The organism is Treponema sp. OMZ 788, assembly GCF_024181245.1.
Taxonomy (GTDB): Bacteria; Spirochaetota; Spirochaetia; order Treponematales; family Treponemataceae; genus Treponema_B.
Window position 1 is genome coordinate 1,089,942 of record NZ_CP051199.1, and the last position, 25,629, is coordinate 1,115,570.

The window sequence follows — 25,629 nt, forward strand, 5'->3', positions numbered from 1 at the left end:
GCCTATCACGCCCGCTTTGATGATATAGATGCAAGCCGTTATGTGAGGTTAGCTCCATTGGTTGAAAAACGCTACGGATTTCATGTAGATCATATAGATTTAAAAAAGAATGCTTCAAGAGATGCCGGCGATATACATACAATTCTTCTTAACTCTGAACCGGAAGAATGGGAAGATTTTATGCCTATGACACGCAAAGAAATAGATATGGTATTAAAACAACTTATTTCCTTTGCCGATGAGGAGCTTATCTTTATTGCAAGAACCGATGACGGTAAACCCATAGGCTTTAATGTTACCTTACCCGATTACAACGATGTATTAAAACACCTCAATGGAAAACTGTTTCCTTTCGGTATTTTTAAATTCCTTTACTACAAACGCAAGATGAAGCGTCTTAGAACATTTGTCCTTTTTGTTGACATGAAATATCACAATAAGGGCGTTTCTGCTGCTATTTATTCCCGATTATATGAAAAAGCAATCGAAAAAGGTTATGTGGAAGGAGAAGGCTCTACTATTTGGGAGTATAATATTCCTATGATTACCGATATAGAAAAAACCGGAGCCAAAAGGGATATAGTTTATAGAATCTATCAATACCATTTGAATCGATAAATGTTTTAGATACTTTGCACTTTAAACTGTTTACATAAAATGTAAATAAGAGTATACTCAAGGAAATAAAATTATATTTTAAGGATGGTTTATATGAATGTACGAGATAGAGTTACTGCTCTAAGACAAAAAATGAAGGAGCATTCTTTAAGTGCTTATTTAATTCCTTCTTCAGATCCGCATCAAAGTGAGTATTTACCCGAGAACTATAAAACACGAGAGTTTATTTCAGGTTTTACCGGATCTGCAGGAACCGTCCTTGTTACCAAGGATAAGGCTATTTTATGGACTGACGGCCGATATTTTTTGCAGGCCGAAAAACAGCTTGAGGGTTCAGGTGTAGAATTATATAAGATGCTGGAACCGGGAGTGCCTACCATAAACGAGTTTTTAAAGACTAATTTAAAAAAAGGTGAAAAACTTGGTATGGATGGAAAGGTTGTTGCCGTTTCCACATTTGATTCCATGGAAAAAGATCTTGAAGGTATTGAGCTGATTACAAACATAGACTTAATAGGCGAGATCTGGGAAAATCGTCCCAAAGCCGTTTTAAGCGAGGCTTTTATCTTAGAGGAAAAATACACGGGAAAATCTGCAAAAGAAAAAATTGAAGAAGTCCGCTCCATGCTGGCCGAAAGAAAAGCAGACTCTACTGTTATTGGAGCCCTTGAAGATGTTTGTTATCTTTTTAATGTCCGCGGAAGGGATGTAAGATGTAATCCTGTCGTTACTGCCTATGCTATAGTCGATAAGGCTCGGGCTATTATTTTTATTGACTCAAAACAATTAACCGATAAGGTTAGGTCATATTTTTCTTCCCAAGGCGTCACGGTTATGGGCTATGATGATGTTTTCGCTGAGACTGCAAAACTTGCGGGAAAAGTTTACATAGATCCTGCAAGAACAAATGTTTATTTGTATACTCAAATCAATGCAAATATTGAAAGGGGTTTAAATCTGACCTCAACTCTTAAAGCAATAAAAAATAATGTCGAACTTAAAAATTTCGATGATGCTATGGAAAAAGACGGGGCTGCAATGGTTAAGATCCTAAAATGGGTAGAAGAAAATGCCGGAAAGGGTATTACCGAATGGGATGTAAGCGAAAAACTATTGAAATTTAGAGCCGAAGGCAAAGATTTTTTTGAAGAGAGTTTTGAAACTATTTCCGGATACGGCCCGAATGCTGCCATCATTCACTATGCTCCTTCTTCTTCAAATTCTTCAAAACTTGAAGCTAAAAGTTTCTTGCTTTTGGATAGCGGAGGACAATATTTAAACGGTACAACGGATATTACGCGTACTATAAAACTTGGAGAGCTGACAGAGCAGGAAAAAACCGACTATACCTTGGTTCTAAAAGCTCATATTTCCCTTGCAAGGGCTAAATTTAAGGTAGGAACCACAGGCCATGCCATCGACACAATCGCAAGAGAACATCTTTGGGCTAGAGGCAGGGACTACAAACATGGGACAGGCCACGGAGTAGGCTTTGTACTTTCCGTTCATGAGGGGCCTCAATCAATTTCAAGCAAGTTTTTAGATGTTCCAATGAAACCCGGTATGGTTACCTCCAATGAGCCTGGGCTCTATGTTGCAGGAAGTCATGGAATTCGAATTGAAAGTTTGGTCGTTACTACAGAATTTACAAAAACCGACGATGGAGAGTTCTATCAGTTTAAGACAATTACACTGTGTCCGATTGATACAAGTCCCATCGTTCCCGGAATTCTATCCGATGAGGATATAAGGTGGCTCAACGATTATCATAAAGAGGTTCACGATAGGCTTAGTCCTTATTTAGATGAGGAGCATAAGGCTTTCTTGATCGAAAAAACAAAGGCTATTTAAGATAATCTCTAAATTTAAAAAAATCGTTTTTTTTACTCGACAAAGTATGAAAAATGATATAAAATGTTATATATTGAATAAACAATATAAGGAGTATTATTATGAAAACATTAAATTGTGATATTTGTAGAAAAGAGCTGGTAAATCCTATTACCGACAGGACTTATTGGCATATCCGCGAATATGATGTATGTGAAGCTTGTAAGGAAACTATTGAGTTTAAATTGCGTCCTATAGTACGCAAGCATTTCCCCTATTCACAGGAGTGGTATGAGCATGAGTTCATTTCCCTTGTTGAAAAAGGTGTTGCCGCAAGACGTGCATAAGAGTGTTTATTCGTGCGTAGGGTTTAATACCCCGATGCTCTGCGTAGTGGTTGTTGATTAAGAAAAAGACCCGATTATAATCGGGTCTTTTTTCTTTTGCTCCATTGACATATTTTATTTTTTTGTGTAAAATTAATTTCTAGTTTTTTATAAGTGAGTAAGGAGTTTTCATGTCAGGACATAGTAAATGGGCGACAATTAAACATGCCAAAGGTGCAGCTGATGCCAAAAGAGGTCAGTTGTTTACCAAATTTATCAAAGAAATTTCAATTGCTGCAAAGATGGGAGGCGGAGACCCCGCTACAAACCCAAGACTTAGAACAGCCGTTTTAAAAGCTCGTGCTGCAAACATGCCTAAGGACAACATAGAAAGAGCTATTAAAAAAGGTACAGGCGAACTTGGTGCCGTAAACTATGAAGAGCTTTTATACGAAGGTTACGGCCCGGGCGGAGTTGCCGTTTTGGTTGAGGTTTTAACTGATAACAAAAACAGAACAGCTGCCAGTGTTCGAAATATTTTTACAAAGAGCGGCGGAAACTTGGGTGCAACAGGTTCTGTAGCTTATATGTTTAACCGAAAGGGTGTTATCGAGTATGATGCCGAAGTTGTAAGTGAAGAAGCAATCATGGATGCCGCTCTTGAAGCAGGTGCCGAAGATATTGCTGCTGAAGACGGAGTTATAACCGTAACAACAGATCCCAACGACTTTGCCTCTGTTCTTGAAGCCTTGCAGGAAAAGGGTTTTGAATCCGTATCTGCTGCCGTTTCGATGGTTCCCGATACCTATGTATCCTTGGATGCCGATACAACTCAAAAGGCCTTAAAGATGATCGATAAGCTTGAAGAAGATGATGATGTTCAGACCGTATCCACAAATATCGAAATCCCTGAAGGATTTGAGATGCCGGAATAAGGTTTAAAAACTTTTTATAAGAAAAGCCCTTACAGCTTGAATAAAACTGCAAGGGCTTTTTTATTTTACTTAAATATCTATCAATCTTATTTCGTTATAAATTTAAGTAAATCGATTACTCTGTTTGAATAACCCCATTCATTATCATACCATGAAACAAGCTTAAAGAATCTCTTTTCACCTGGTAGGTTGTTTTGTAATGTTGCCTTACTGTCATATATTGAAGAATGAGGATCATGGATAATATCCGTGGAAACTATTTCTTCATCACAATAAGCTAAAACATCCTTTAGATAGCTTTCCGAGGCCTTTTTGATTGCCTTATCGATTTCTTCGATTGAGGTATCTTTTTCGGTGCGGATCGTTAAGTCAACAACAGAGCCTGTAGGTGTAGGAACTCTAAAGGACATACCCGTTAGTTTTCCCTTTGTAACAGGTAAAACCTCGCCTACGGCCTTTGCGGCTCCGGTTGTCGAGGGGATAATATTTACGGCTGCAGCTCTTCCTCCTCTCCAATCTTTTAGAGAAACTCCGTCTACCGTTTTTTGAGTGGCTGTGTAGGCGTGAATGGTCGTCATAAGACCTGTTTCAATGCCGAAGCCTTCTTTTAAAAGAACATGTACAACAGGTGCTAAGCAGTTTGTGGTGCAGCTTGCATTTGAAACTACATGATGCTCTGACGGCTTATACTCGTTTTCATTGACACCCATAACAAAGGTCTTAATGGGCTTTGAAGGATCGCTGCTTTTTCCAGGAGCCGAAATAATAACCTTTTTTGCTCCGGCTTCAATATGCTCGTAGGCCTTTTCATTTGTATAAATACCGGTGCTTTCAATTACTACCTCGATTCCGAGTTCTTTCCACGGTAATTGTGCAGGAGTAAGTCCCTTTCCCGATATACATTTAATTTTGTGACCGTTTACTACAAGAACATCATCTCCGTCAGTGCCGATTTCGGCATTCATTTTACCTTGAACTGAATCGTATTTTAGTTGATAGGCAAAATATTTTGCATCTGTTGAAAGGTCAACAACTGCAACAACATCGAATTTGTCTTTTCCAAGCAAATTTTGATTTACCAAGGCTTGAAAAACAAGTCTTCCGATTCTTCCGAATCCGTTGATAGCTACTTTCATAAAAAACTCCTCATTTTTTATTTTTTTCTATATTAACCTATATTGGGTCATATGTCAACTTTATTTAAACTCATTTTATTTATGTTGTTAGTTAAGGTTTAGCATAATACCGGCTTCAGCATTGAAAAAAAGCTTATTAACCGTACTGCCGCTTTTCGTTAAAGAAAAAGAAAATACTGAAGCTTCAAAATTAATAAACCATTCAATATCGCTTGAAATAGCATGATTGATACCTGATTCCAATACAATATTGGCTATTTTTTCATTCATAGAGCCTTCTTTTTGAAAATGATTTAGTCTATAGACTATATTTAAGGGAAGTCTTATTCCTGATGGTTTTGAATATGATACAGTATAAAATCCTATATCTGTTATTGAAATATGTGTTTCTTCAGAAGTTTCAATGATACTTTTATTTTTTTGACTTATTTTTACTGATGCAATTATATTTGGAAATCTCCAACCCAAATCAAAGTGTCCGTCTTGCAGATATACATTCTTAGTTTTGGCTGCTACCGGAATCGAAAAATTTGTGTCCAATGAGGTAAAAAATCCTATGGGTAATTTAAAGTATAGGGAGGTGCCTAAACCTGGCTGAAAGATACTGCTTACATTTTTATTGTCGAAGCCTGCATTAAATACGCTGAGAGTAGGTCCTATCGAGATATTTATAATTTCTGTTGTATAAGCAATTCTTCCCCAAATTACATTTCCTATACCGATATGTCTTTCGATAGCTAATTTTCCATTTACATTTTTACCTAAATTTTCATTTAAAATCAGCTTAAATCCGAAGTCGGGCATTTTTCCTGTAAGTCCGGTTGCGTTAAATGGTGTTCTTCCTACATTTATGGATGTCGTAACATCAAGAGAAAAAAGAATAGCTGTACATACAAAAAAAAATAAAATACCGAGTATCTTTTTTAGATAATTCATTAGTACACCGCCTTTATTGATATTTGTGCCGTTATCATTTTTGATATATCCTTATAAAGCAAGGGGTTTACAGGTAGACGAAAATCCAGTGTAAAACCATCTGCATTTAGTGTATAAAAAGGGCTGATTAAAAACGAGAATGGAGTTATAATTGTGGGCTTTAAAGGATTTACCGTTCCCATAATATGAATTCCTCCTTCCATATTTTTTGTTTCAAGATTCCCAAATCTTATATCGGCACTTAGGCCTGCAAAAAAAGAGTCTTTTAAAGAAGCATCATTGATAATTTGAGGAAGTAGGAAAATAGGCGATACAAAGGCTGATATGCTTGATTTTATCAGATCTTTTTTTATTCGTGCTTCAAAAGAGGCATAAAAATTCGAGGTAAAGTCTTTCATCGTCATATCTGTAACCTTGATTTCCGCTATACCTATCTCCGTAAAAAAATCATAATTGTCATCCGCCAAAAAAAGCATTGCTGCTCCTGTTCTTAGCTTGGTCTTTAAAACATTTTTTGGAAATGATGCACCTGCAAAAAAATCGAAGATAAAAAAGTCGAAGTTTCCGCCCAGTCTGAAATAAGATTTTATTTGCAGCTGATCTTTGAGTTTTTCGTTCCAACTCAGATAAGTTCCAAGATAAAAACCTGAAGAAAAGGCTCCATAAATGCCGAATCCTGTTCCTTCAATAAAATTTCGCGGGCGGAATGCAGATGCCGGATAATAGCTTCTAAATTGCGGGTCAGGCATTTTTACTTTAAGATGTTCTTGCAGGATTGAGTCTGATCCTAAGGTATCGTATATCCCTGTAAATATTGCAAAAGAAAGCGGTATATTTTTTATTTTAGGAAAATTTAGCGAGGCTCCTAAAAAGCGGAATTTACCGTTGAATTTCGGATCTTGAATTGGGGAAAAAAAATCTATGAGATTATCAACATTTGCATCAAAATTCATATCAAAATAAAATTTGTTCGATGCTCCCATCCTAAGTTTTAGCTCTAAAAGAGAGGCAGCGGTTATGTAAGGCTTTGTGTTTAAACCGTAAAAAATATTGGTATTTTCAAAATGAGGAACAGAAAAACCTTGCGAAAAAATAAGAGATGTGTTTATTAAAACGAAAAAGAATAAAAATTTTATTTTTTTGCCTATGATTCTCATATTTTAATATTTTACAATAAATTTTAAAAAAAATCTAGTTAAGTTTAAAAAAAAGCACGGCTTACGCATGAATTCCTTAGCTAAATAAAACATTAAACCTAAATGAATCATCAAAAGTACAAAGCATTTTCTTCCTTTTCAGAGTTTTACCGTTTTGATACATTTTCATTCGATTAAAGCAAATCCTCCTTAAAATTGCTATGTTTTCAGCAGTATTTTTTTCTCGAATTTGACATTCATCGTCTCTAAATATTACATCCAGCGACCAGTGTAAGGTGTTTTCTATTGTCCAATGTGTTCTTACAGCTGTTACAAACTCATTTATATCCTCTATACTGCTAATAAAGTAACGCTTTTCACTGTATTGTTTGCCTTTGCACCTTACAGTGCTTTTGACCATTCCAAAACTCTTTAAATTTGCCCATTTATTCTTATCTGCAAACCAGTTTATATTAGAAGAAAGAAAGTATTCTCTTTTTTCTTCTCTGCCATGCCCTATATCCAAGGTTTCAAATCTTAAAAGTGTGTTTTGAAAGTCTTTATCTTCTATAGAAAAATAATCTTTTACATCATTATACGCTGCCGGTTGATTTTCTTTTAGAGCCAATACATAATCACATTTTTTCTTTGTGATTTCTTTTGCTATTTCTTTTTGACAACCCATGGCATCTATAGTAATTATCGAGCTTTTTAGTTTTAAAAGGTTAAGGAGTTCAGGAATTGCTGTGATTTCATTCGATTTTTCAGCACATTTTATTTGTCCTAGTACAACTCCCGCTTCGTGAGCAAATGCACTTACTAAATGAATGCCCTTGCTTTGTTCACTTGCACTTCCACGTAATGTTTTTCCATCAATGTGAATGTATGAACCTGCTGGAATATTAAGGGATTGTTCAATCCACGAGATAAAAAGGCTTTGAAATTGTTTGGGATTAATCATCGCAAGGACTCTTCCTATGGTGTCGTGCGAAGGAACGCCATTTTCTAACAAGAGTCCTACCTCATTTTTTAGCCAATCCTTTTTTACTTCGGCAAATTCCCCTATTTCAAATACAGTTTGAACTCCGCTACAAACAGCACACAGTGCTATTACCAATATTTCACTGATTAGATGTTTTACTTTGCCAGACTGACGATTATCATTAAGTTCGTTAAAATATTCTTTTAATGTTTTCATACTTTAAATATCGGCTATTTTTTTTCGTGCGTAAGCCGTGAAAAAAAAGCTCTTATAAATAAAAAAAATAAAAAAAAGCAATTTTCTTCTTGACTAATATTGTAAATAGTATAGAATATATGTATGAGTGATTATCTTGACATCAATAATGAAGAACTTTTAAAAGATTTTTTCAGTGAAGCCGAACAGCAGGTAGAAATACTTGAGAGCAATGTTTTGGTTATAGAGCAAAATCCTGAGGACCGCAATGCAGTCGATGAGATATTCAGAGCTGCCCATACTCTAAAAGGCGGTTCTGCTACTGTAGAGATGACTGAGCTGTCTCAATTTACTCACGCAATGGAAGATCTTCTTGATGAGATTAGAAGCGGTTCCGTTAGCGTAACTGAAGAAACGGTAGATATGCTTTTAAAATCCATAGACATAATTAAGCTGATGCTTGATGCCAGAGCTTCGGGTTCTATATATTCGGATGATGTATCCGGTATTGTAAATCAGCTTAGGTCATTTATTCCGGCAAAGGCCGATAAAAAAAGCGGTAAATCGGCTGCTCCAAAGGCTTCTGTACCGGCCTCGGCACCTCCCGTTTCAGAACCGAAGGTGAAGGCTCCTGCTTCCAGTTTAGATGTTAAAGATTATTTTTCAGAGTATGAAATCCTTGAGTTGGCTGAGACAATACAAAAGGGTGAAGATCTGTATGCTGTTGTAGTAAAATTTGATGAATCAAACTTGATGAATTCGGTGGGCGGTATTCAGGTATTTGCCGCTTTAAAAGACTACGGCAGTGTCTTAAAAACAGTTCCCGATTTTGATGCCTTGTATGAAGATGAATTCCATGAAACGGTAATTTATTTTTTATCCTCGGCATCGGACAGCAAAATATTGGAAAAGGCTGCTTTTATAGGGGATGTTACTCTTTCTGCAAGTGCCGAAAGGCTTGAAATTAAAGAGGATGCTCACGAAATTCATCAGCCCGCACAGGCTGCTCCTGCAGTAAGTGCTCCGGAGATAAAAACCGCCGAAAAGACGGAAGAAAAAGCTGTTGAAAAACCTAAAGAACAGCCTCCTAAACCTGAGAAAAAACAGTCTCAAGCAAGCCCGCAGGGAAGCGGTCACTCATCGTCGGGCTCAATCCTGCGTGTAGATGCAAACAGAATAGATTATCTTTTGAACTTGGTCAGTGAGACCGTTATAACTAAGGCTTCTTTAAATCAAAGCACTATCGAATTTACCGAACTTTACGATAAGTTCCAAAATTCCAGTACAATTTACAAGGATAAAACGCGAAGACTTTTGGATAAGATGCCCGAATATCTTGAAAAGATACAGCAGGGCTATGATATTAATGCTATAAAGCAGGATGTTTTAAACGAATACTCAAGTCTTTTGGAAGTTTTCGGCGATTTTGATTCTTCGATGAAGGCTGCCGTAACGAAGTTTAAATCTTCATCCCAAAACTTGGGCCGTATTTCAGGCGAGCTTCAGGAAGGGGTTATGAAAATACGAATGGTCCCCATCAGTCAGATTTTCAGCCGCTTCCCGCGTGTAGTTCGGGACCTTTCAAGAGACTTAAACAAAAATGTTCAATTGGTAATCGAAGGTGAAGATACCGAACTTGATAAATCGGTTGTAGAAGACTTGCTTGATCCTATAATGCACTGTGTAAGAAACTCCCTTGATCATGGCGTTGAATCTCCCGAAAAAAGAAAAAGCTTGGGTAAACCGGAGCAAGGCATTCTTCTTCTTAAAGCCAGCAACGAGGGCAATATGATCGTTATCGAAGTTGCCGATGACGGCCACGGAATTGATGTTGAAGCCGTAAAGCAGAAAGCTGTTGAAAGAGGCGTTTTACATCCGAATAAAAATCTTACCGATGTTGAGGCCTTTCAGTTGGTTTTTGCCCCCGGTTTTTCGACCAGTAAAACGATTTCAAGCGTATCAGGCCGCGGTGTAGGTCTTGATGTAGTTAAGACTCATATCGAAAAATTAAACGGAACGGTTATGGTTGAGTCCGAACCCAATGTCGGAACCCGTTTTATTATAAAATTGCCATTGACTTTGGCCATCATACAGGGGCTTTTAATCAGAGTTGGGGACGAGGTTTACTCGATTCCTATTACTTCGGTTATAGAAAGCCACAGGGTCAAGCCGGATGAAATCAACCGCATAGATAACTATGAAGTTTTTAATGTCCGTGATGAGGTGTACAGCCTTCTAAGGCTTAACCGGCTTTTCGGTATTACATCGGCAGAAACCGATGATGACGGATATAATTATATAGTTGTTGTCGGAACTGAAGAGAAAAAAGTAGGGTTGATGGTAGATAGTCTTATTGGTGAAGAGGCCGTTGTAATCAAGCCTTTGAAAGATCAGTTTACTAACTCTCCGGGAATTGCCGGTGCTTCTATTTTAGGCGACGGCTCCGTTTCTTTGATTATAGATGTTGCACAGCTGCTTGAGCTAGGCTTAAAGCAGGAAATGCAGGCTAGGGAGCGCCGCGAGGCTTCAATTTGGTAGGTTAAGGAAAAACGATATGGAAGAAATGAAAGAACTAAAGGTAAATACAGGCGTAGGAATAGGCGATACTGACTCTCTACATGATCAGATGATTGTTGTAGATTTTAAAATGGTAACTTTTTCCCTTGCCGGTAAAGATTATGCAATAGACATTATGCGTGTTAAGGAAATAGCAAAGGCGGGAAACTTTACTTATGTACCCAATACTTCTCCGTTTGTCTTGGGTGTATATAATCTTCGAGGAGATATTATCCCTATAATCGATTTGCGTATTTTCTTTAATATTCCCGTACCTGCCCGCAAAAAAAATCAGGCCGAAAGCATGGTTATCATAAATGTTCAAGATCAAACCTTCGGTGTTGTCGTTGACTTTATCGATAAGGTTGTGGGTGTTTCCAGCAGTACAATTCAGCCCCCTCATCCTATTTTCGGCGATATAAATATTAAATATATTCACGGTGTTGTAGAAAATGGAGGCCGCTTATATATTCTTCTTGATGTAGATAAGATATTTGCTTCACGGCAACAAAAAGAAGAGGTCAAAGAAGACTTAGCCCCTGTTGCGGCAAGTGTTGTAAAAGAACCTGTAAAGCAGCAGACAAGCCAATCTTCGGAAAATTTGGATATAAAATTTATAGGCGATACCTTGTCCGCTATGGGCAAATTCTATATTTCGGCTGTTAATGAAAATTGGGTCAAGGAGAGATATTTGGAATGGAAGGATCTGCGTCCTTCAGGAAACTTGCAAATTCAATCCGAAAAAGATGCGGGAGAGTTTTTATCTTCTTTCTTGTCGCCCTTTACGAAGCGTTTTTGGAGCGAGGCTTATATAAATGCTTATTATAAGATGCTTCCGGAAAATACTTCTGCAGTGATCAATGTTTGGTGTATAGGATGCGGTCCAGGATATGAGGCATACAGTTTGGCAGTTCTATTGAGAACGCGTTATCCGCGTGCACATATAAAGATTTTTGCAAATGATTCGGATTTGCTTGCTATATCAAATGCTCCTATGCTTGCCGTTCCTGATGATATTGCTTCAGGTCTTTATGAGTCTTATGTTACAAAGACAGCTTCAGGCAGTTTGACATTCTCAAAAGAGATAAAGGACATGATTCTTTTTGAGTATCATGATTGTACTCATCAAAATGCCGTTCCCGATATGGACATAATTGTTGCAAGGGATGTGCTTTCTTTTATGAATCCCAATGTTCAAAGAACCATGATAGAAGAATTTAGGGAAAAACTAAAGAATTCTGGAATTATCATTTTGGGTCATAATGAGGCTATGCCCAAGCAAGACGGTTGGCTAAGAAACAGCTCCGGTGATATTGTAATTTTTACAAAAGAATAAATATAAAAGGATAAGGAGAAATAAATGCGTGTAGAGTATATTAATCCGTTTAGTGAAGCCGCGTATAACATTCTTTCACAAGTGTTAAATGAAGAAGTCAAACGCGGAGATTTATACCTAAAATCGACTTGTATGCCGGTTATGGGTGTCGCAGCAATTGTCGGTCTTGCCGGTGATGTTGAGGGCCGTGTCATATTTGATATGACCTTGGATACTGCCTTAAAGATTGCATCCTCAATGAACGGTGAAGAGTTGACTGAATTTGATGAGCTTGCTCGTGCAACAATTACTGAATTGGCTAATCTTATTACGGCACAGGCTGTAACTAAGCTTCATGATTTAGGATTTAAGTTTGACTTAACTCCTCCTGCTCTATTTACGGGCGAAAACATGAAGATATCCAATAATGATATTGAAGCCTTAATAGTTCCGATGTCTGCCCCTCAGGGTAAAGTAGAAATCAACGTTGCAATTCGTGATCGAGTATAAGAAAATTAAAGGAGTTTTATGATGATATCAAAACAGGACTTTCCCAATATTAACGAGAGGGCACCTGAAGGAAAAAAACCGGATGGAACACCTTACAAGATTTTGGTTGTTGATGATTCTATATTTGTTACAAAACAAATCGGACAGATATTGAATAGTGAAGGTTATGAAGTTGTTGCTACGGCTGTTGACGGATTTGAGGGCGTTGAAAAATATAAAGAATTATGTCCCAATGTTGACCTGGTAACAATGGATATTACGATGCCTAAAATGGATGGCTTGACTGCCTTGGAGCAGATCATGGCCTTTGATAAGAATGCCAAGGTAGTTATGATAAGTGCTCTCGGAAAGGAAGAGCTTGTAAAAAAAGCACTTTTGCTTGGAGCAAAAAACTACATCGTAAAGCCGCTTGACCGCAAAAAGGTTTTGGAGCGTGTTGCAGGCGTTTTAGGTATTTCCTAACTTTTTAAAAGAGGCTTAAATATTGTTGTTTAAGCCTCTTTTTTTAACTTTATCAGTCTGTAACGCTTGTTTGTTTTTAAAATTGTATACCTATTGTCAAAACTTTTTTTGAGAGATTGTTTTAGGTTATAAACATGGTTATAGATGCTGTTTCGTTTTGAGGGTAGTTTTTCTCCCCAAAATATTGTGCTGATCTCGTCGTCACTTAACCCTTTTTCTCTATTTATAAGCAAATGTTTTAATAGGAGTCCGGATTTTTTAGGCAGACTGTAAATATAGTCCTTATTTAAATCGGGCTTTCTTCTGCATTTTAAAAGAATTATTTTTAGTATTTTTTCATTAGCCTTTATATTTTTGGCTATTGCAGAAGAGCTCACTATATTGATTTTTTTGATATTATAGCAGTCTTCGTGGAAATAACTGCAAATTGTAATATCTTTGTATATCTTTTTTAGCAGTTGAGCCTCATTTAAGGTATAATGAGTCAGTTCTTTTTTTGCCACAATGATGGCATCCAATTCCGGATTCAAATAATTACATATAAATTTACTGCCGTTTTCAGCAGCAATTGTTGTAATTCCATGATTTTCCAATTTTTCACACAAAAAGGTGAGCGTGTCTATTTTTCTATCAAAAACCAAAACTTTCATAATACTTTCTTATCGGAAAAATTATTCTATCCTTTAAAATTTTTTCAATTCCTAATGACAAACAAGCAAATAAATTGTATAATCTTGTATATGTACATGTTAAAAGGATGTTCGGACTATGTTTCTTAAGAGTCTTGAAATTTTCGGATTTAAGTCATTTCCCGATAGAGTAAAAATTGAATTTGCAGATGGTATAACAGCCCTTCTCGGACCCAACGGCTGCGGTAAAAGCAATGTAGTAGATGCCGTAAAGTGGGTATTGGGAGAACAGTCATCCCGTACTTTAAGGGCCGACAAGATGGAAGACGTTATCTTTAACGGTACCGAAAAAAGAAATCAGCTCAATATTGCAGAAGTAACATTGACAATAAGCAATGAAAAGGGGCTTTTGAATTTAGAGTTAAGCGAAATAGCTATAAAGAGGCGGCTTTATAGATCCGGGGAAAGTGAGTATTTTATAAATAATCAGCCGGCAAAGCTGCGTGAAATTAGAGAGCTTTTTTGGGACACAGGTGTAGGTAAAGCAGCATACTCCGTTATGGAGCAGGGAAAAATCGACCAGATTCTTTCCAGTAAGCCTGAAGAAAGGCGTTATCTTTTTGAAGAAGCTGCCGGCATCACAAAATTTAAGGTAAAGAGGCAGGATGCTGAAAGAAAGCTTGAAAAAACACAAGAAAATATGAAACAGATTGAAGCTGCCTTGGCCGAGGTACGCAGATCCTATGATACCTTAAAAATTCAGTCTGAACAAACGATTAAGTACCGTGAGCTAAAGGATTCTCTTTTTGAACATGAAAGGGATATTCAGCTTTTACGTTTAAAAAGCTTTGTAGACGGTCTTGCCGCAAAAAAACAAAGCTTAAAAGAGGCTTCCGAAAAAAGAGACTCCATACAGGAACAAATTGACGGTATTCACGGAATTCTTTCAGAAAACATGGATATTGTAAACGAGATGGAAGAAAAGTTTAATACTTACCGCACAAAGGTATTAAACCTAGCTATCGAGCAAAAAGGTAAGCAGGAGCAGGTTCAAATTTACAATAAACGCCGTTCCGAACTCAAACTAAAATTAAATCAGCTTGAGGCTAAGACTTCTTCGACCAAGGAAAATATTGAAGGTCTTGAGGACGATATTTCCGAAAAGAATGCCGATGTTTTTGAGTTTAAAAAACAGGTTTCTGCAATAGAAAAAAATGCCGAAGAATTTGAAAAAAACATTGATTTGGCAAGCCATAAGATTACTTCAAACAAAGAAGAAGTAAAAAGACTTGAAGACGATATAAGAAGACTTGACGATATGAGAGGTGCTATGGAGCTTGAATTAAAGTCCATAACAGAGGATATCGTTACCGAGCTTGATAAAAATTTAAGATCTGCAGGTTATTCTTCGGCAAGCAGATTGGAGGCCGAAAAAGATTTGGATGGAGCCTTGAACCGTTTAAGGGTTTTGATTACCGGGAAAAAAGCTATATTTTCAGACTTTGCCTCGATAGAAAATCATTCAGGCTCTGATGTAAAGAAATTTGCAGAAGATTCCGTTCAAAGTTTTACATCCCTTTTGTCTATAAGCGATGAAATTCAAAATGCTCTTGAAAAATATAAAAAATCCTCGGCAGGCTTTATTGACGAATTTTTGGCTCCCGAAGGTATCATTACCAAAAAAAGAGCCGTGGATACGGCTATCTTGGAAAACAGGCAATCTATCGAAAATAACCGTAATAAGATTGCCGCTCTGATAGAAGAAAATAACGAACTTTCCGTCAAGATAAATGACTACCGCAAAACCCTTGAAGACCTGCGTGTAAACAGAGCAAGGGTGGATGCTCAGGCAAAAAATGCCGAGGATCAGGTTAAACTTTTGGAACGGCAGCTTTCTTCCGAGAAAAAAATGCTCCATGACCTTGAAAACGAATTTTTTACAGAGGAAAAACAGTTAAAGCAAACTGAAGAAGATATTTCGGAACTTGAAGGCGAGATAAATTCCTTGGAGTATGAGGGAAGAAAGATAAGTGACGAGCTTGAAAAGCTTGAAAACGAAATCTCGATAAAGAACTCAGATCTTGCCAGCAAGAGGGGTAAGGTTGATAAACTCACTGCAGAGCTTTCGAAGGCAAACTCTCTTTTGGAAAAATTCCACTTTGATCTTGCAGGGATTGAAGCCGATATCCGTAATACAAAAGAAAATTTCCGGGAAAAACACTCCAGAGAGCTTATGGAATTTGAAGAGAGGATGTTTACTATTACGGAATCTGTAAATGATCTTAGGGAAAGACTTGCTTCGATTAAGCAAAAACTTGATTCCTTGGGAAGAGTAAACTTTATGGCTCCTGAAGAATTCGAAAGCGTTAAAGAACGCTATGAATTTTTAAATAAGCACATAAGCGATCTTGATAAGGCCCGTGCCGACTTGCAGCGTATTACCGACGAGATAACGGCCGAATCCACCGAGCTCTTTTTGGATACCTACAATAAGATTAAAAAGAATTTTCACAATATGTTCAGAAGACTTTTTGGAGGAGGAAGGGCCGAAATACGCTTAACCGATCCTAAAAATGTTCTTGAGTCGGGAATAGAAATCTTTGCTCAGCCGCCGGGTAAAAAACTTGAAAATATAAACCTCTTATCGGGAGGTGAAAAATCAATGACAGCTGTAGCCCTTTTGTTTGCAACCTATATGGTTAAGCCTTCTCCTTTCTGTCTTCTTGACGAAATTGATGCTGCACTCGATGAGCAAAACGTTACCAGATTTGTTACTACGCTCCGTGAATTTGCAAATGTCAGCCAGTACATAGTTATTACTCATAATAAAAAGACCGTTTTGGGGGCAAACGCCATGCTCGGTGTTACCATGGAAGAATCCGGTGTTTCAAAGGTTATCGCCATAAGGCTTGATAATGAATCTGACCTTGAATCAAAAACTATAGATTTGGTGGATGAGCCATTTGTCGAAGAAGAAGTAGAGCCTGAGGAAGGAGTTTATATTCCGCCTCATCCGCCTAAGAGGATAAAAACCGTAAATGGTGAGGAGGACGTTTCAGAAAAAGATGATAGATCTGAAGAGTAAGATAAGCGATATTTTAAAAAACAGTCGGGATTTTTTTTCTTATAAAAAAAAGACGGTTATTATAATTGTATGCATCTTGATTTTTATCTTAATTTTAAGTCTCCTATTGATTATAGTTTTACAAAAAAAAGATGATACATCATATTCTGAAACAAAAAGAGCTGTCTTATCATCTAAGAATTCGGATTTTCAATCAGGTAAGATTAACACAGATAAACTTCAAATTATAGACGAACCTCTTTATCTGCCTCCTATTCAGTTTTCAAGAGAACAGCGTAAAATATGGGAGAAAGAAGAGGTTGACTATTGGTATGAACCTCCTACTGAAAAGGACATGGAGGAACTGCATAAACAGAACAAAAAAATTGCCGATAAAATATTGGAGGCTGCTCCATGAAATTTTCAATACGCTTTACATTAATTGTATTTTTGATTTTTATCTTTTTTAATTCCTGTGCGAGTACAAAAAAAAATTCGGATGAAAATTTAAATTTATCCGAAGATAGAAAACCTGAAGTTTCTGTTACTAATGATATTGAACCTAAGTCTTTCGAAGAGACTGAAGATGTAAAAAAGTCCGAGAATATTATTGTTATGAAAGTACCTGAAAATACTCAAAAAGCTAAAGGTATTTTACCTAAAAAAAATGAAGACTCTATTTTACAGGATAAGGATTCCGAACAGTATAATGATTCCGAAAAAATGCTTGAAGCGGATTCTGAAAAGTCGGTTTCTGATCCCAAGCCTGTTGCCGATAAGCCTTCCTTGGAGCTTATAATTGATACCGAAGATGACAATGACACAGCTTTGAGTAATAATTATGCTGCGGATTTGCCTTCCGTAATTAACGGTTATCCCTTAACTGAGCCTAAAGAAAAACAACTTGAGAGACCGATTCTTCCGGCTCCTAATCAGCCGCTTATAACTATGCCCGAGAAAAAGCAAGCGGTAAAGCCTGATACAGATATTGCTAAGGCTCCTATTAATAATGATGCTGTAAATGAAGAAAAAATTAAGGATACCGATCCTGCAAGAGTTTTTTCCGAGTTTCCCAGCACCGAACCTGATGAAACGAAAGAGGAAAAGGCCTCACGCTCAGTAAATGTTTATACCGGTCAGAGGCTTGAAGTTGTGTACCCGGGAGAAGGATGGGTTTATTTAGGAGAGTCCTCTGCACAAAAGGGCATAAAATATCAGCAAAGAAAACTTCAAAACGGTACTTCAACATTTCATTTTGGTGCACTAAATGAAGGCTCTTATATTCTTAATTTTTCTCATTTTGATGTTTTTTCTGATAATTTTATTTCGGATTCGATTGCTGTTCATGTAGAAAAGGCGAAGACAAAGTTAAGCGATACCGTTAAAGCTCCGGATTATAAGGGGCCTGTAAATACTCAGATGGAAAAAAAGTCCGATGTTAAAAATGAAAAGAAATATTCATCCAATAAATCGGATGCGGTTTCAGCCGGAACACCTGTAAAGCCTGACTCTTCAATTAAAAAAAATGAGAATGAAAAGGTTTATGATTCTCCGGATATTTTAACGGTAACCGAAAAGCCTGAATCTAAAATAGCCGGAAAAGAATTTAAATCTGCTTCAGAACTTCTGGGTATGATAAGAGGCTATATTTCTGAAGGAAATTCGTCTGATGCCATAAATTCAGCAGATAATTTTTTTAAAAATTATTCTGAAAATTTGGACGAGGCCTTGTTTTTGCGAGGGCAGGCTTACGAGCTAAACGGACCGAATAAAAACGTAAAAAAAGCCCTGGAAGCCTATCAAACCTTAACAAAAGCCTATCCTCAAAGTAAATTTTGGGATAAGGCAGATGCAAGAATACGGTATATTAAGAAATTTTATATCGATATAAAGTAGGCGGATTTAATAAACAAAATATTATTCTATTCTGTACTGTAATAAAAGAATACGCAGGGCTTCCCGGTTTGCAACTCCCAAACTTTTACAGGCCGAAGCCATATCTTTTTTTACGACAGAAGTACTTACGTGGAATTCGGCCGACAGTTCTTCATAAGTTTTTCCGTTCATAATCGAGCCTAAAATAAAGTCCTTTTGGCGTTCTGAGATACCGTATTCTTCCAGTTCTAAAACACTGCCTTTGGGCGGAAGATTTATTTCGGTAGAAACTATTTCGGTCGGAGGCAAAAGATATGAGAGGTTTGCTTCAAGCTTTTTATATAGGCATACAAGAAGCCCAAAATAAAAACCGGTCAAAGTAATTTCAAAAATAAAATATCTTATACTGAAAGAAAAATACAAACCGATGCTGATAAGAAGCCAATAAATTGTAAGAGCCGCAATTTTTTGTTTATAATAGGTTTTAAAATCCCCGTTTACAAAAACCATAACACAGCCTGCCGCAAAAAGAAGAGTGCCGATACCCACGAATCCCATGTGTGCAGTAACTCCGGCTTCCATAAAAAACATCATATATGTAAGAATATTATTTTTGGGTTTTATAAAAAGAATCAGGCAAAAAAACAGACAAATGCAATTTATAACAAAGTCAATCCTAATAACTACGGGAAGAAACCCCGCCAGCGGAAATTGATTGGTAATATTCATCACTATTGCAGTGCTTAATACAAAAATTCCCAACAAATACATAATACGGCCGGCATTAAAAAACTTCTTCATACTTTTGATTATAGTAGTATTAAAAAAAAATAGCAATACCTGCTCAAAATCGGACACGGATGTCCGATTTTGAGCAGGTAACCAAAGTTCTTTTTTGGGTCACCATGGTTCTTTTTGGCGTTTACCCCCTGTTTTTTATATAATTTTGTTGTATTTTTGGGTATAATTCAAAAGACTAGGGAGAGTGAGTTTATGCATAAGTTTAAAGCTTTTTTGATTGTAATTACGGTTTTACTGCTTTTAAGTGCCTGTGATCACTTTTTTTCGGATATTGAAAGAGATCTTGAATATTGGTCATCTACCGTGCTAATTACCGGAAACGAAATTCCCGCAGCTGGAACGGACAACGAGGGGTATCCTTGTTTGCCGAGTGCCGGAGATAAAACCATAATCTTAAAACTTACAAATCCTCAAAAATACATACTTAAAATCCCCGGTGCTCAAGGCTCGCCTTCGGACATTGTAGTCTTTGAAAACGGCGTAAAAGGTACCGACGGTATGAATGCGCCTAGGGCAGAAATAGATTACTATTTTAGACAAACATCTTCCGACCGCATCGAATTGATATATAAGGAAGCCTTTTTAAAATATTCCGAGTGGGGCAGTCAAAACTTAAGCCCTACAATCACCCTTTACAATAAAGAAGGCCGAAAGTTTGAGCAAAAATACACATTTAAACTGCGTGCCAATACCCCGCCTCCCGCCTTAAAATACAAGGCCCTGTGCAAAACGCAAGACGGCAACAAATGGTACTACGTACTTTGCTTTGAAGTAAAAGATATGAATGAAAACGCGGGCCCGAACGGTACGGGGCTTTTGCACAAAGACATAGCATCAATTACCGTTACCCCGCAGAGCGAAGCGCCTCGAACCCTTCCCCTTACCGTAAAGCCGGATAAAAGCGGCTTTAATATAGGCAATTCGGGCATTCTTTTACCTGTCGCAAGCGTGAAAAAACTGGAAGCCGGCGATGTAAACCAGGGAGTTACCATAGATGACACGCCGACAGAAAAGTGGATAATCTATTTAAAAACCGATGTACAAGTAAAAGTAGGTGCCGCAAAAGAATACACACTTAAACTGACCGACGAAAAAGGCTTAAGCTCCCCCGAAATAACGAAAAGTACGGCAACAAGCAAACTGTCGCCCGTTGAGCTGTATCACAACAATAGCCCGATAACGGAAAATTCCGAGAATTCTCCGTATGAAATAAACACCAATATGGCAATTACTTTACAGGCACGGGCAAAAGAAGGGGCAAGCATAACCGGAACTATAGAAAAAAAGGTGTTGGGTTCAAACAGCTGGACTTCTGCAGGTACTGTTTCAGGCACAACAACTGCCGATTTTAATTTACCGGCTCTTGGAGACAGCGAAAACGAAGCCATATATAAAATCACCTTAAAAGCAAGTGCTGCGGGCTACAACGAAAGCGAATCGAAAACCTTCTTTGTCAAATTGGTTAAAGAATTCGTTGTAAGATTCCGTGTAGTAGGCGGAAACGGAAGCCTTCAAGGTTCCTATAACGGAAACACCGAAACGGCGAGCGGAGACAACAGCCAAACCCTCACCGTACCGTATAACGGTAGAGTAACCTTTACCGCAACACCGGGCGACTTGAACCAATACAAAGTAGGAAACTGGATATGTACGCCTTCCGACGGTTTTAACGGACAGAACGGTCAAGCCTCAGCCTCTCTTACCGTAACGGCAAATACAGAGGTAAGCGTACAATTCGTACAGCTTAGTGCCTTAACACTGCAAACGCTTACCATACACGGACAAAATGCTCTCGGCGGTTCCGTTACCCTGCCGTATGCTAAAGATAAGGTCAAAAAAGAGCACATAGTCCTTGAGTTTAACGGACAGACGGGTATTGACTTTACACTTGAACCTGCTAATGGGCTTACCTTAACGGAAGGAGTTCCCCAAAATCTTACCATAAATGTTGCAGCAAGTCCGGGAAATTATCCTGCATGGTCAAAAACGGTAAGTGTAACCCGTGCACAAAACGACGTTGCAAATTTGGCGAGCTTTAAGCTGAACGGAGAACTTAAAACAGCTCCTTTTACTTCCGAATACACGGTGGCTTCAACTACGGCAAGAGTAACGGACTTTATGTTTGACGCTAACAGCACGGGAGCAACGGCAAGCGTAAGTCCTAGCGGAAACGCAAACATATCCGCAAACGGTGGAACGCAGTTTATCATTACAGTAAAAGCTCAAAACGGCAGTACAACACAAACTATAAGATTTACCGTAAAACGCCAAACCTATACCGTAAGGTTCAGCGTACAAGACGGACGGGGCGGAAGCCTTAAAGGTATGTATAACGGCTCCCATCAAACAGCAAGCGGAAGCAACAGCCCAAGCTTTACCGTACTCTACGGCGAAAGCGTAACCTTTACCGCAACGCCCGATAACGGCTGGGATATAGAAAACTGGACGGGTGTAACGGCAAGTCCGTCTAACAGCACTACCGCAACCCTCTCCAACGTAACTGCCGAAAAAACCGTAAGGGTAAAGTTTAAACCGGGTGAATTCAATTTAATGGGCGGCAACGATGCGTGGAAAAAGCTTAAAGAAGAAGCGGCAAAGACGAGCGGTGCCCACACAATCATTATCAACGGGGAAATAAAAGCGACTAGCGGAGACGATGCAGGCGAAATTAAACTCGGCAGAGACCTTACCATAAGGGGCAAAAACACTTCCGCCGTTTTGAACGCAAACAGCAAGTCGCGCATCTTCAAAGTGGAAAGCGGTAAAACACTCACCCTTGAAAACATAACGCTTAAGAACGGCAATGAGGGCGCAGGTGCCGGCGGCGGCGTATATGTCGATGGGGGTACGCTTATTATGAAAGGCTCAAGCACGATCACCGGCTGTAGTGCAGGTAAAGGCAGTGGAGTATACGTAAACGGTACCTTTAAAATGCAAGGCGGTGCAAAAGTTGACGAAAACAACGAAGTATATTTGGAACCCGGAAAAACCATTACCGTAACCAAAGCATTGACAAACACACCTGCCGCACGGATAACGCCTAACGAGTATACCGACGGCAGAGTCCTTGCAACGGGTGCCGCTGCCGAAAGAGATAACTTTAAAGTAACACCCAAAAACGGCACCGAATATTGGCGGTATAAAAAGAAGGGCGACGTTATAAAGTTTGTAAAAGCGGAATTGACGGTTACCTTTGTGAAGATAAAATGCGTAGCAGAACATGATGCCAGCAATCAAGGTGAATATTATTGGACGATGAAAGTTGACGGACAGATAATACACGAACGCCCGGAGAGCAACCTATGGAGGGCAGGAGACGGAGATACGCTTTCCATCAATAAAAGCTTTACACGGTCATTCAGCTACGTCCCTGCACAAATACCGGTAAATATCGAAATCTGGGAAGATGACAATGAGGCAGGCGGTGATGATCATATCGGTACGACCAAGGCAAAGGTAACATATGATTATGATAATGACCGATGGGTATGGACATATGACGGTAGTCTGGAAAACGGAAACCAAGGGAAAAATCACCGTATTGAGATAAATGACGGTCAGGAAAAGTCATTTACGGAAGAATACCGCCACAGCGACGGCGACACCGATGTTACGATGAAAATAAAATGGATAGATGAATAATGTAATGGGGAGGAACAAATGTTAAAGTATTGTTTGCGTGAGAACTTACTCACGGCCGACGAAAACGACTACATGGCACAAACTGCCGAAGTGCGCTCGTTTTCCCTTGACGAAATCATTGACCTTATGATGCAAAAAGGTTCAACACTCACCAAGGCTGACACAAAGGCGGCCTTGCAAGTGTACGCAGAGGTGGTATGCACCCTTATAAAAGACGGTGCTGCGCTCAACACGCCCTTACTTAACACCTCTCTAAGCATATCGGGCACCTTTAACGGGGCAGCCGACAGCTTCGACAAAAAACGGCACACCGTGCACTTAAACCTTTCGGCAGGCACCCTGCTTAAAGAAGCCGTAGGTAAAATCAAGTGCGAAAAGGTCGAAGCCTCCGACACCAACCCCTACATTACCGAAGTTACCGACATCGTATCGGGCAAGGTAAACGAAGTACTGACCGCAGGCGGCGTTGTCCAACTGGTAGGTTCCCGGCTCAAGTTTGACCCGAAAGATACGGCTCAAGGCATCTTCTTCGTCCCCGAAACGGGAGAAGCCGTCCGAGCTGCCGTCATCGCCGAAAACAAACCCGCCCGCCTCATGGCAATAATCCCTGCGGACTTGCCGGCAGGCAGCTACTATGTAGAAGTGCGAACGAAGATACTGGAAGGCAACAAGTCCGGCAAAACGCTTAAAAGCGGAAGGTTCAATAAAGCGTTGACTGTTGCAGCATAATTCGCCGGTACATCGAAGCATAATTCGACGCATCCTCGAAGCAGTGTTCGAGAGTATCTCGAAACAGCGTTCGAGACTGTCTCGAAGCAGCGTTCGAGGGTATCCGGAACGGTAATTCGATAAATTACCAATTACACATTACACATTAAAAAAAACTTTGACAGGAGGAATATATGACAAAGTTTACAAACAACAAGCCCAAGGCATTTGCCAAGGCACATGCCTTTTTGGGAGCGGCTTTTGTGCTGCTCATCGCACTTATCTTTACCGCCTGCCCCAACAGCGCGGGCGGTTCGGGCGGAGGCGGAACACCGCCCACGCCGCCCGATGTAGGTTTTTTTGAAGATACAGGCGACGGCTTTATAAAAATAATACCTACGACAACAGGCATTGTAGGCATTGACCCTGGCTACACCTTACCCGGAAGTGAAGCTTATTGGAAAGGCGTATTCCATGCAGGCCGTAAGGTAAAATTAAGCCCCTACAAGCTCGGCAAAACAGAGGTAACGTACGAGGTATGGCACGAGGTACTGACATGGGCAGAAAGTAATGGCTACGTCTTTGCTAATAAGGGAAAAGAAGGCAGCGACGGAACCGAAGGAGCCGCTCCCACAGAAGCAGGAAAAAAAGAGCCTGTAACAACTATAAGCTGGCGGGACTGCATTGTGTGGTGTAATGCGTATACAGCAAAGACGATGGGCGAGGGAGAATGCGTATACCGCAAAAGCAAAACCGATATTGCGGTATTAAAAAATGCGACTGATACAGCTTCTTGCGATGCCGCTTATGCCGATATGAGTAAAAAAGGCTTTAGACTTCCGACTGAAGCCGAGTGGGAATATGCTGCCCGTTGGCAGGGAAGCGATAAAACAAATGCAGCACAATACGGCGATGTATACCTTACCAAATTAAACAGTGCAAGCGGAGCAAAAAAGCCCATAGGCTTTTCAGGACTTGCTTTACCCGCAGGAGAAACTTGGGAAACTTTACGGGATGAACTTACAAGAGTTGCCGTGTATGATGAATGGTGGAACGGAACCGATTGGGTAGATCAAACCCCTGCTACAACTAAGACGGCTGCGGTAAAAAGTAAAGATCCGAATGCTCTTGGCTTATATGATATGTCGGGAAATGTTTGGGAATGGTGTTTTGATTGGTATAAGGATGACCCTGCATCAAACGATGCTGCTTATATGCAAGGCGGTATTGTTACCGATCCTCAGGGTGGTGCGTCGGGTACTAGCCGTGTTTCACGCGGCGGCAGCTGGTACTCTGACGCGGGCGGCTGCGCTGTAGGCTCGCGGTACGGCAGCAGTCCTGACTACGGGGGCTACAATCTTGGCTTCCGCCTGGCTTGGTGCCCTTGAGTTCACGCATTTGTGCGTAGGCGGGTAAGCAGTGGAGGGCGCAGCGTAAGCCGCCCGAAGCGGCGCACCTGCCAAAGCACAAATGCGTAGATGCGGTGCAGTACATTTTTTGAAGCAAAGATGAAACTGCACTGTGTCAGCCGCTTTAGCGGCTCGAAAATTTTTTGGCTAAAAAACGGTATGGATATTATTAGGGGCCGCGTCGGGTACTAACCGCGTCAAACGTGGCGGCAGTTGGAACAACAACGCGAACAACTGCACTGTAGGCAAACGGAACAACAACAGTCCTGACAACAGGAACAACAATCTTGGCTTCCGGCTGGCTTGGTGCCCTTGAGCTCACACATTTTGCCGGAGAGGTTGAGCAGCGCAGGGCGCAGCGTAAGCCGCCCGAAACGGGAGAAGCCGTCCGAGCTGCCGTCATCGCCGAAAACAAACCCGCCCGCCTCATGGCAATAATCCCTGCGGACTTGCCGGCAGGCAGCTGGTACATCGAGGTAAAAACGAAGTATGCCAACGCTACAAAACAGCTTAAAACGCTAAAATCAGGCTGAACCGTTATCATAAAAGTGCAGACCTAAAAAC

At 39.5% G+C, this 25,629-nt stretch carries 21 protein-coding genes and 1 pseudogene; 16 read left to right on the plus strand and 6 right to left on the minus strand.

Annotation, left to right across the window (positions count from 1 at the left end; all coding sequences use genetic code 11):
• Positions 1-57: 57 nt before the first annotated feature.
• The 4 genes from E4O00_RS05235 (at position 58) to E4O00_RS05250 (ending at position 3,709) form a co-directional block, all read left to right on the plus strand.
• Positions 58-618 (plus strand): hypothetical protein, encoded by a 561-nt coding sequence (locus E4O00_RS05235; protein ID WP_253678942.1) that lies wholly within the window; start codon positions 58-60, stop codon positions 616-618.
• Positions 619-711: 93 nt separating this feature from the next.
• Entirely contained in the window at positions 712-2,469 is a 1,758-nt protein-coding gene (locus tag E4O00_RS05240; protein WP_253678943.1) for an aminopeptidase P family protein, read from the plus strand.
• 101 nt (positions 2,470-2,570) lie between these two features.
• Entirely contained in the window at positions 2,571-2,795 is a 225-nt protein-coding gene (locus E4O00_RS05245; protein WP_253678944.1) for a hypothetical protein, read from the plus strand.
• Between the two features lie 170 nt (positions 2,796-2,965).
• Positions 2,966-3,709 carry a YebC/PmpR family DNA-binding transcriptional regulator gene (locus E4O00_RS05250; protein WP_253678945.1) on the plus strand — a complete coding sequence of 248 codons (744 nt, stop codon included), beginning with the start codon at positions 2,966-2,968 and terminating at the stop codon, positions 3,707-3,709.
• 86 nt (positions 3,710-3,795) lie between these two features.
• Here E4O00_RS05250 and gap read toward each other — a convergent pair whose 3' ends face one another.
• The 4 genes from gap to E4O00_RS05270 form a co-directional block, all read right to left on the minus strand.
• Positions 3,796-4,845: a type I glyceraldehyde-3-phosphate dehydrogenase gene (gene gap / locus E4O00_RS05255; RefSeq protein WP_253678946.1), complete on the minus strand. Its 1,050-nt coding sequence runs from the start codon at positions 4,843-4,845 to the stop codon at positions 3,796-3,798.
• An 87-nt stretch (positions 4,846-4,932) separates the two neighbouring features.
• Positions 4,933-5,781 (minus strand): hypothetical protein, encoded by an 849-nt coding sequence (locus E4O00_RS05260; protein ID WP_253678947.1) that lies wholly within the window; start codon positions 5,779-5,781, stop codon positions 4,933-4,935.
• Positions 5,781-6,938, minus strand: a complete 1,158-nt coding sequence (locus tag E4O00_RS05265) for a hypothetical protein (RefSeq protein ID WP_253678948.1) — start codon at positions 6,936-6,938, stop codon at positions 5,781-5,783. Before E4O00_RS05265 ends, E4O00_RS05260 begins: the two co-directional genes overlap by 1 nt.
• A gap of 76 nt (positions 6,939-7,014) precedes the next feature.
• Complete coding sequence (locus E4O00_RS05270) at positions 7,015-8,115, minus strand: ISAs1 family transposase (protein WP_253677181.1); 1,101 nt, start codon at positions 8,113-8,115, stop codon at positions 7,015-7,017.
• Between the two features lie 123 nt (positions 8,116-8,238).
• On the opposite strand from E4O00_RS05270, the gene E4O00_RS05275 reads away from it, so the two are divergent.
• Genes E4O00_RS05275 through E4O00_RS05290 form a run of 4 tightly spaced genes read left to right on the plus strand, consistent with a single transcriptional unit; the run spans position 8,239 to position 12,937 of the window.
• Positions 8,239-10,632, plus strand: a complete 2,394-nt coding sequence (locus tag E4O00_RS05275; protein ID WP_253678949.1) for a chemotaxis protein CheA — start codon at positions 8,239-8,241, stop codon at positions 10,630-10,632.
• Between the two features lie 16 nt (positions 10,633-10,648).
• On the plus strand, positions 10,649-11,986 hold the full coding sequence (locus E4O00_RS05280; protein WP_253678950.1) for a CheR family methyltransferase: 1,338 nt from the start codon (positions 10,649-10,651) through the stop codon (positions 11,984-11,986).
• A gap of 24 nt (positions 11,987-12,010) precedes the next feature.
• Positions 12,011-12,475, plus strand: coding sequence for a chemotaxis protein CheX (locus E4O00_RS05285; protein WP_253678951.1), 465 nt, complete (start codon positions 12,011-12,013; stop codon positions 12,473-12,475).
• A 21-nt stretch (positions 12,476-12,496) separates the two neighbouring features.
• Positions 12,497-12,937, plus strand: a complete 441-nt coding sequence (locus E4O00_RS05290; protein ID WP_002668975.1) for a response regulator — start codon at positions 12,497-12,499, stop codon at positions 12,935-12,937.
• 29 nt (positions 12,938-12,966) lie between these two features.
• On the opposite strand, the gene E4O00_RS05295 is transcribed toward E4O00_RS05290, so the two are convergent.
• Positions 12,967-13,587, minus strand: coding sequence for a helix-turn-helix domain-containing protein (locus E4O00_RS05295; protein WP_253678952.1), 621 nt, complete (start codon positions 13,585-13,587; stop codon positions 12,967-12,969).
• 118 nt (positions 13,588-13,705) lie between these two features.
• Here E4O00_RS05295 and E4O00_RS05300 point away from each other — a divergent pair, with 118 nt between their 5' ends.
• From E4O00_RS05300 to bamD, 3 genes are read left to right on the plus strand one after another with little or no spacing between them, the layout of a single operon-like run.
• Positions 13,706-16,651, plus strand: coding sequence for an AAA family ATPase (locus tag E4O00_RS05300; protein ID WP_253678953.1), 2,946 nt, complete (start codon positions 13,706-13,708; stop codon positions 16,649-16,651).
• Positions 16,632-17,048, plus strand: a complete 417-nt coding sequence (locus E4O00_RS05305; protein ID WP_253678954.1) for a hypothetical protein — start codon at positions 16,632-16,634, stop codon at positions 17,046-17,048. The genes E4O00_RS05300 and E4O00_RS05305 overlap by 20 nt, the downstream gene beginning before the upstream one ends.
• Positions 17,045-18,526: an outer membrane protein assembly factor BamD gene (bamD, locus tag E4O00_RS05310; RefSeq protein WP_253678955.1), complete on the plus strand. Its 1,482-nt coding sequence runs from the start codon at positions 17,045-17,047 to the stop codon at positions 18,524-18,526. The genes E4O00_RS05305 and bamD overlap by 4 nt, the downstream gene beginning before the upstream one ends.
• A gap of 21 nt (positions 18,527-18,547) precedes the next feature.
• Here bamD and E4O00_RS05315 read toward each other — a convergent pair whose 3' ends face one another.
• Positions 18,548-19,306: a helix-turn-helix domain-containing protein gene (locus E4O00_RS05315; RefSeq protein WP_253678962.1), complete on the minus strand. Its 759-nt coding sequence runs from the start codon at positions 19,304-19,306 to the stop codon at positions 18,548-18,550.
• 192 nt (positions 19,307-19,498) lie between these two features.
• Here E4O00_RS05315 and E4O00_RS05320 point away from each other — a divergent pair, with 192 nt between their 5' ends.
• The 5 genes and pseudogenes from E4O00_RS05320 to E4O00_RS05340 form a co-directional block, all read left to right on the plus strand.
• Positions 19,499-22,948, plus strand: a complete 3,450-nt coding sequence (locus E4O00_RS05320; protein ID WP_253678964.1) for an InlB B-repeat-containing protein — start codon at positions 19,499-19,501, stop codon at positions 22,946-22,948.
• An 18-nt stretch (positions 22,949-22,966) separates the two neighbouring features.
• Complete coding sequence (locus tag E4O00_RS05325) at positions 22,967-23,677, plus strand: DNA-binding domain-containing protein (RefSeq protein WP_253678966.1); 711 nt, start codon at positions 22,967-22,969, stop codon at positions 23,675-23,677.
• Between the two features lie 173 nt (positions 23,678-23,850).
• Complete coding sequence (locus E4O00_RS05330; protein WP_253678968.1) at positions 23,851-25,044, plus strand: formylglycine-generating enzyme family protein; 1,194 nt, start codon at positions 23,851-23,853, stop codon at positions 25,042-25,044.
• A 184-nt stretch (positions 25,045-25,228) separates the two neighbouring features.
• Positions 25,229-25,381 carry an SUMF1/EgtB/PvdO family nonheme iron enzyme gene (locus E4O00_RS05335; RefSeq protein WP_371922722.1) on the plus strand — a complete coding sequence of 51 codons (153 nt, stop codon included), beginning with the start codon at positions 25,229-25,231 and terminating at the stop codon, positions 25,379-25,381.
• A 52-nt stretch (positions 25,382-25,433) separates the two neighbouring features.
• A pseudogene (locus tag E4O00_RS05340) lies at positions 25,434-25,598 on the plus strand (DUF4469 domain-containing protein); the annotation flags it as partial.
• Positions 25,599-25,629: the final 31 nt, after the last annotated feature.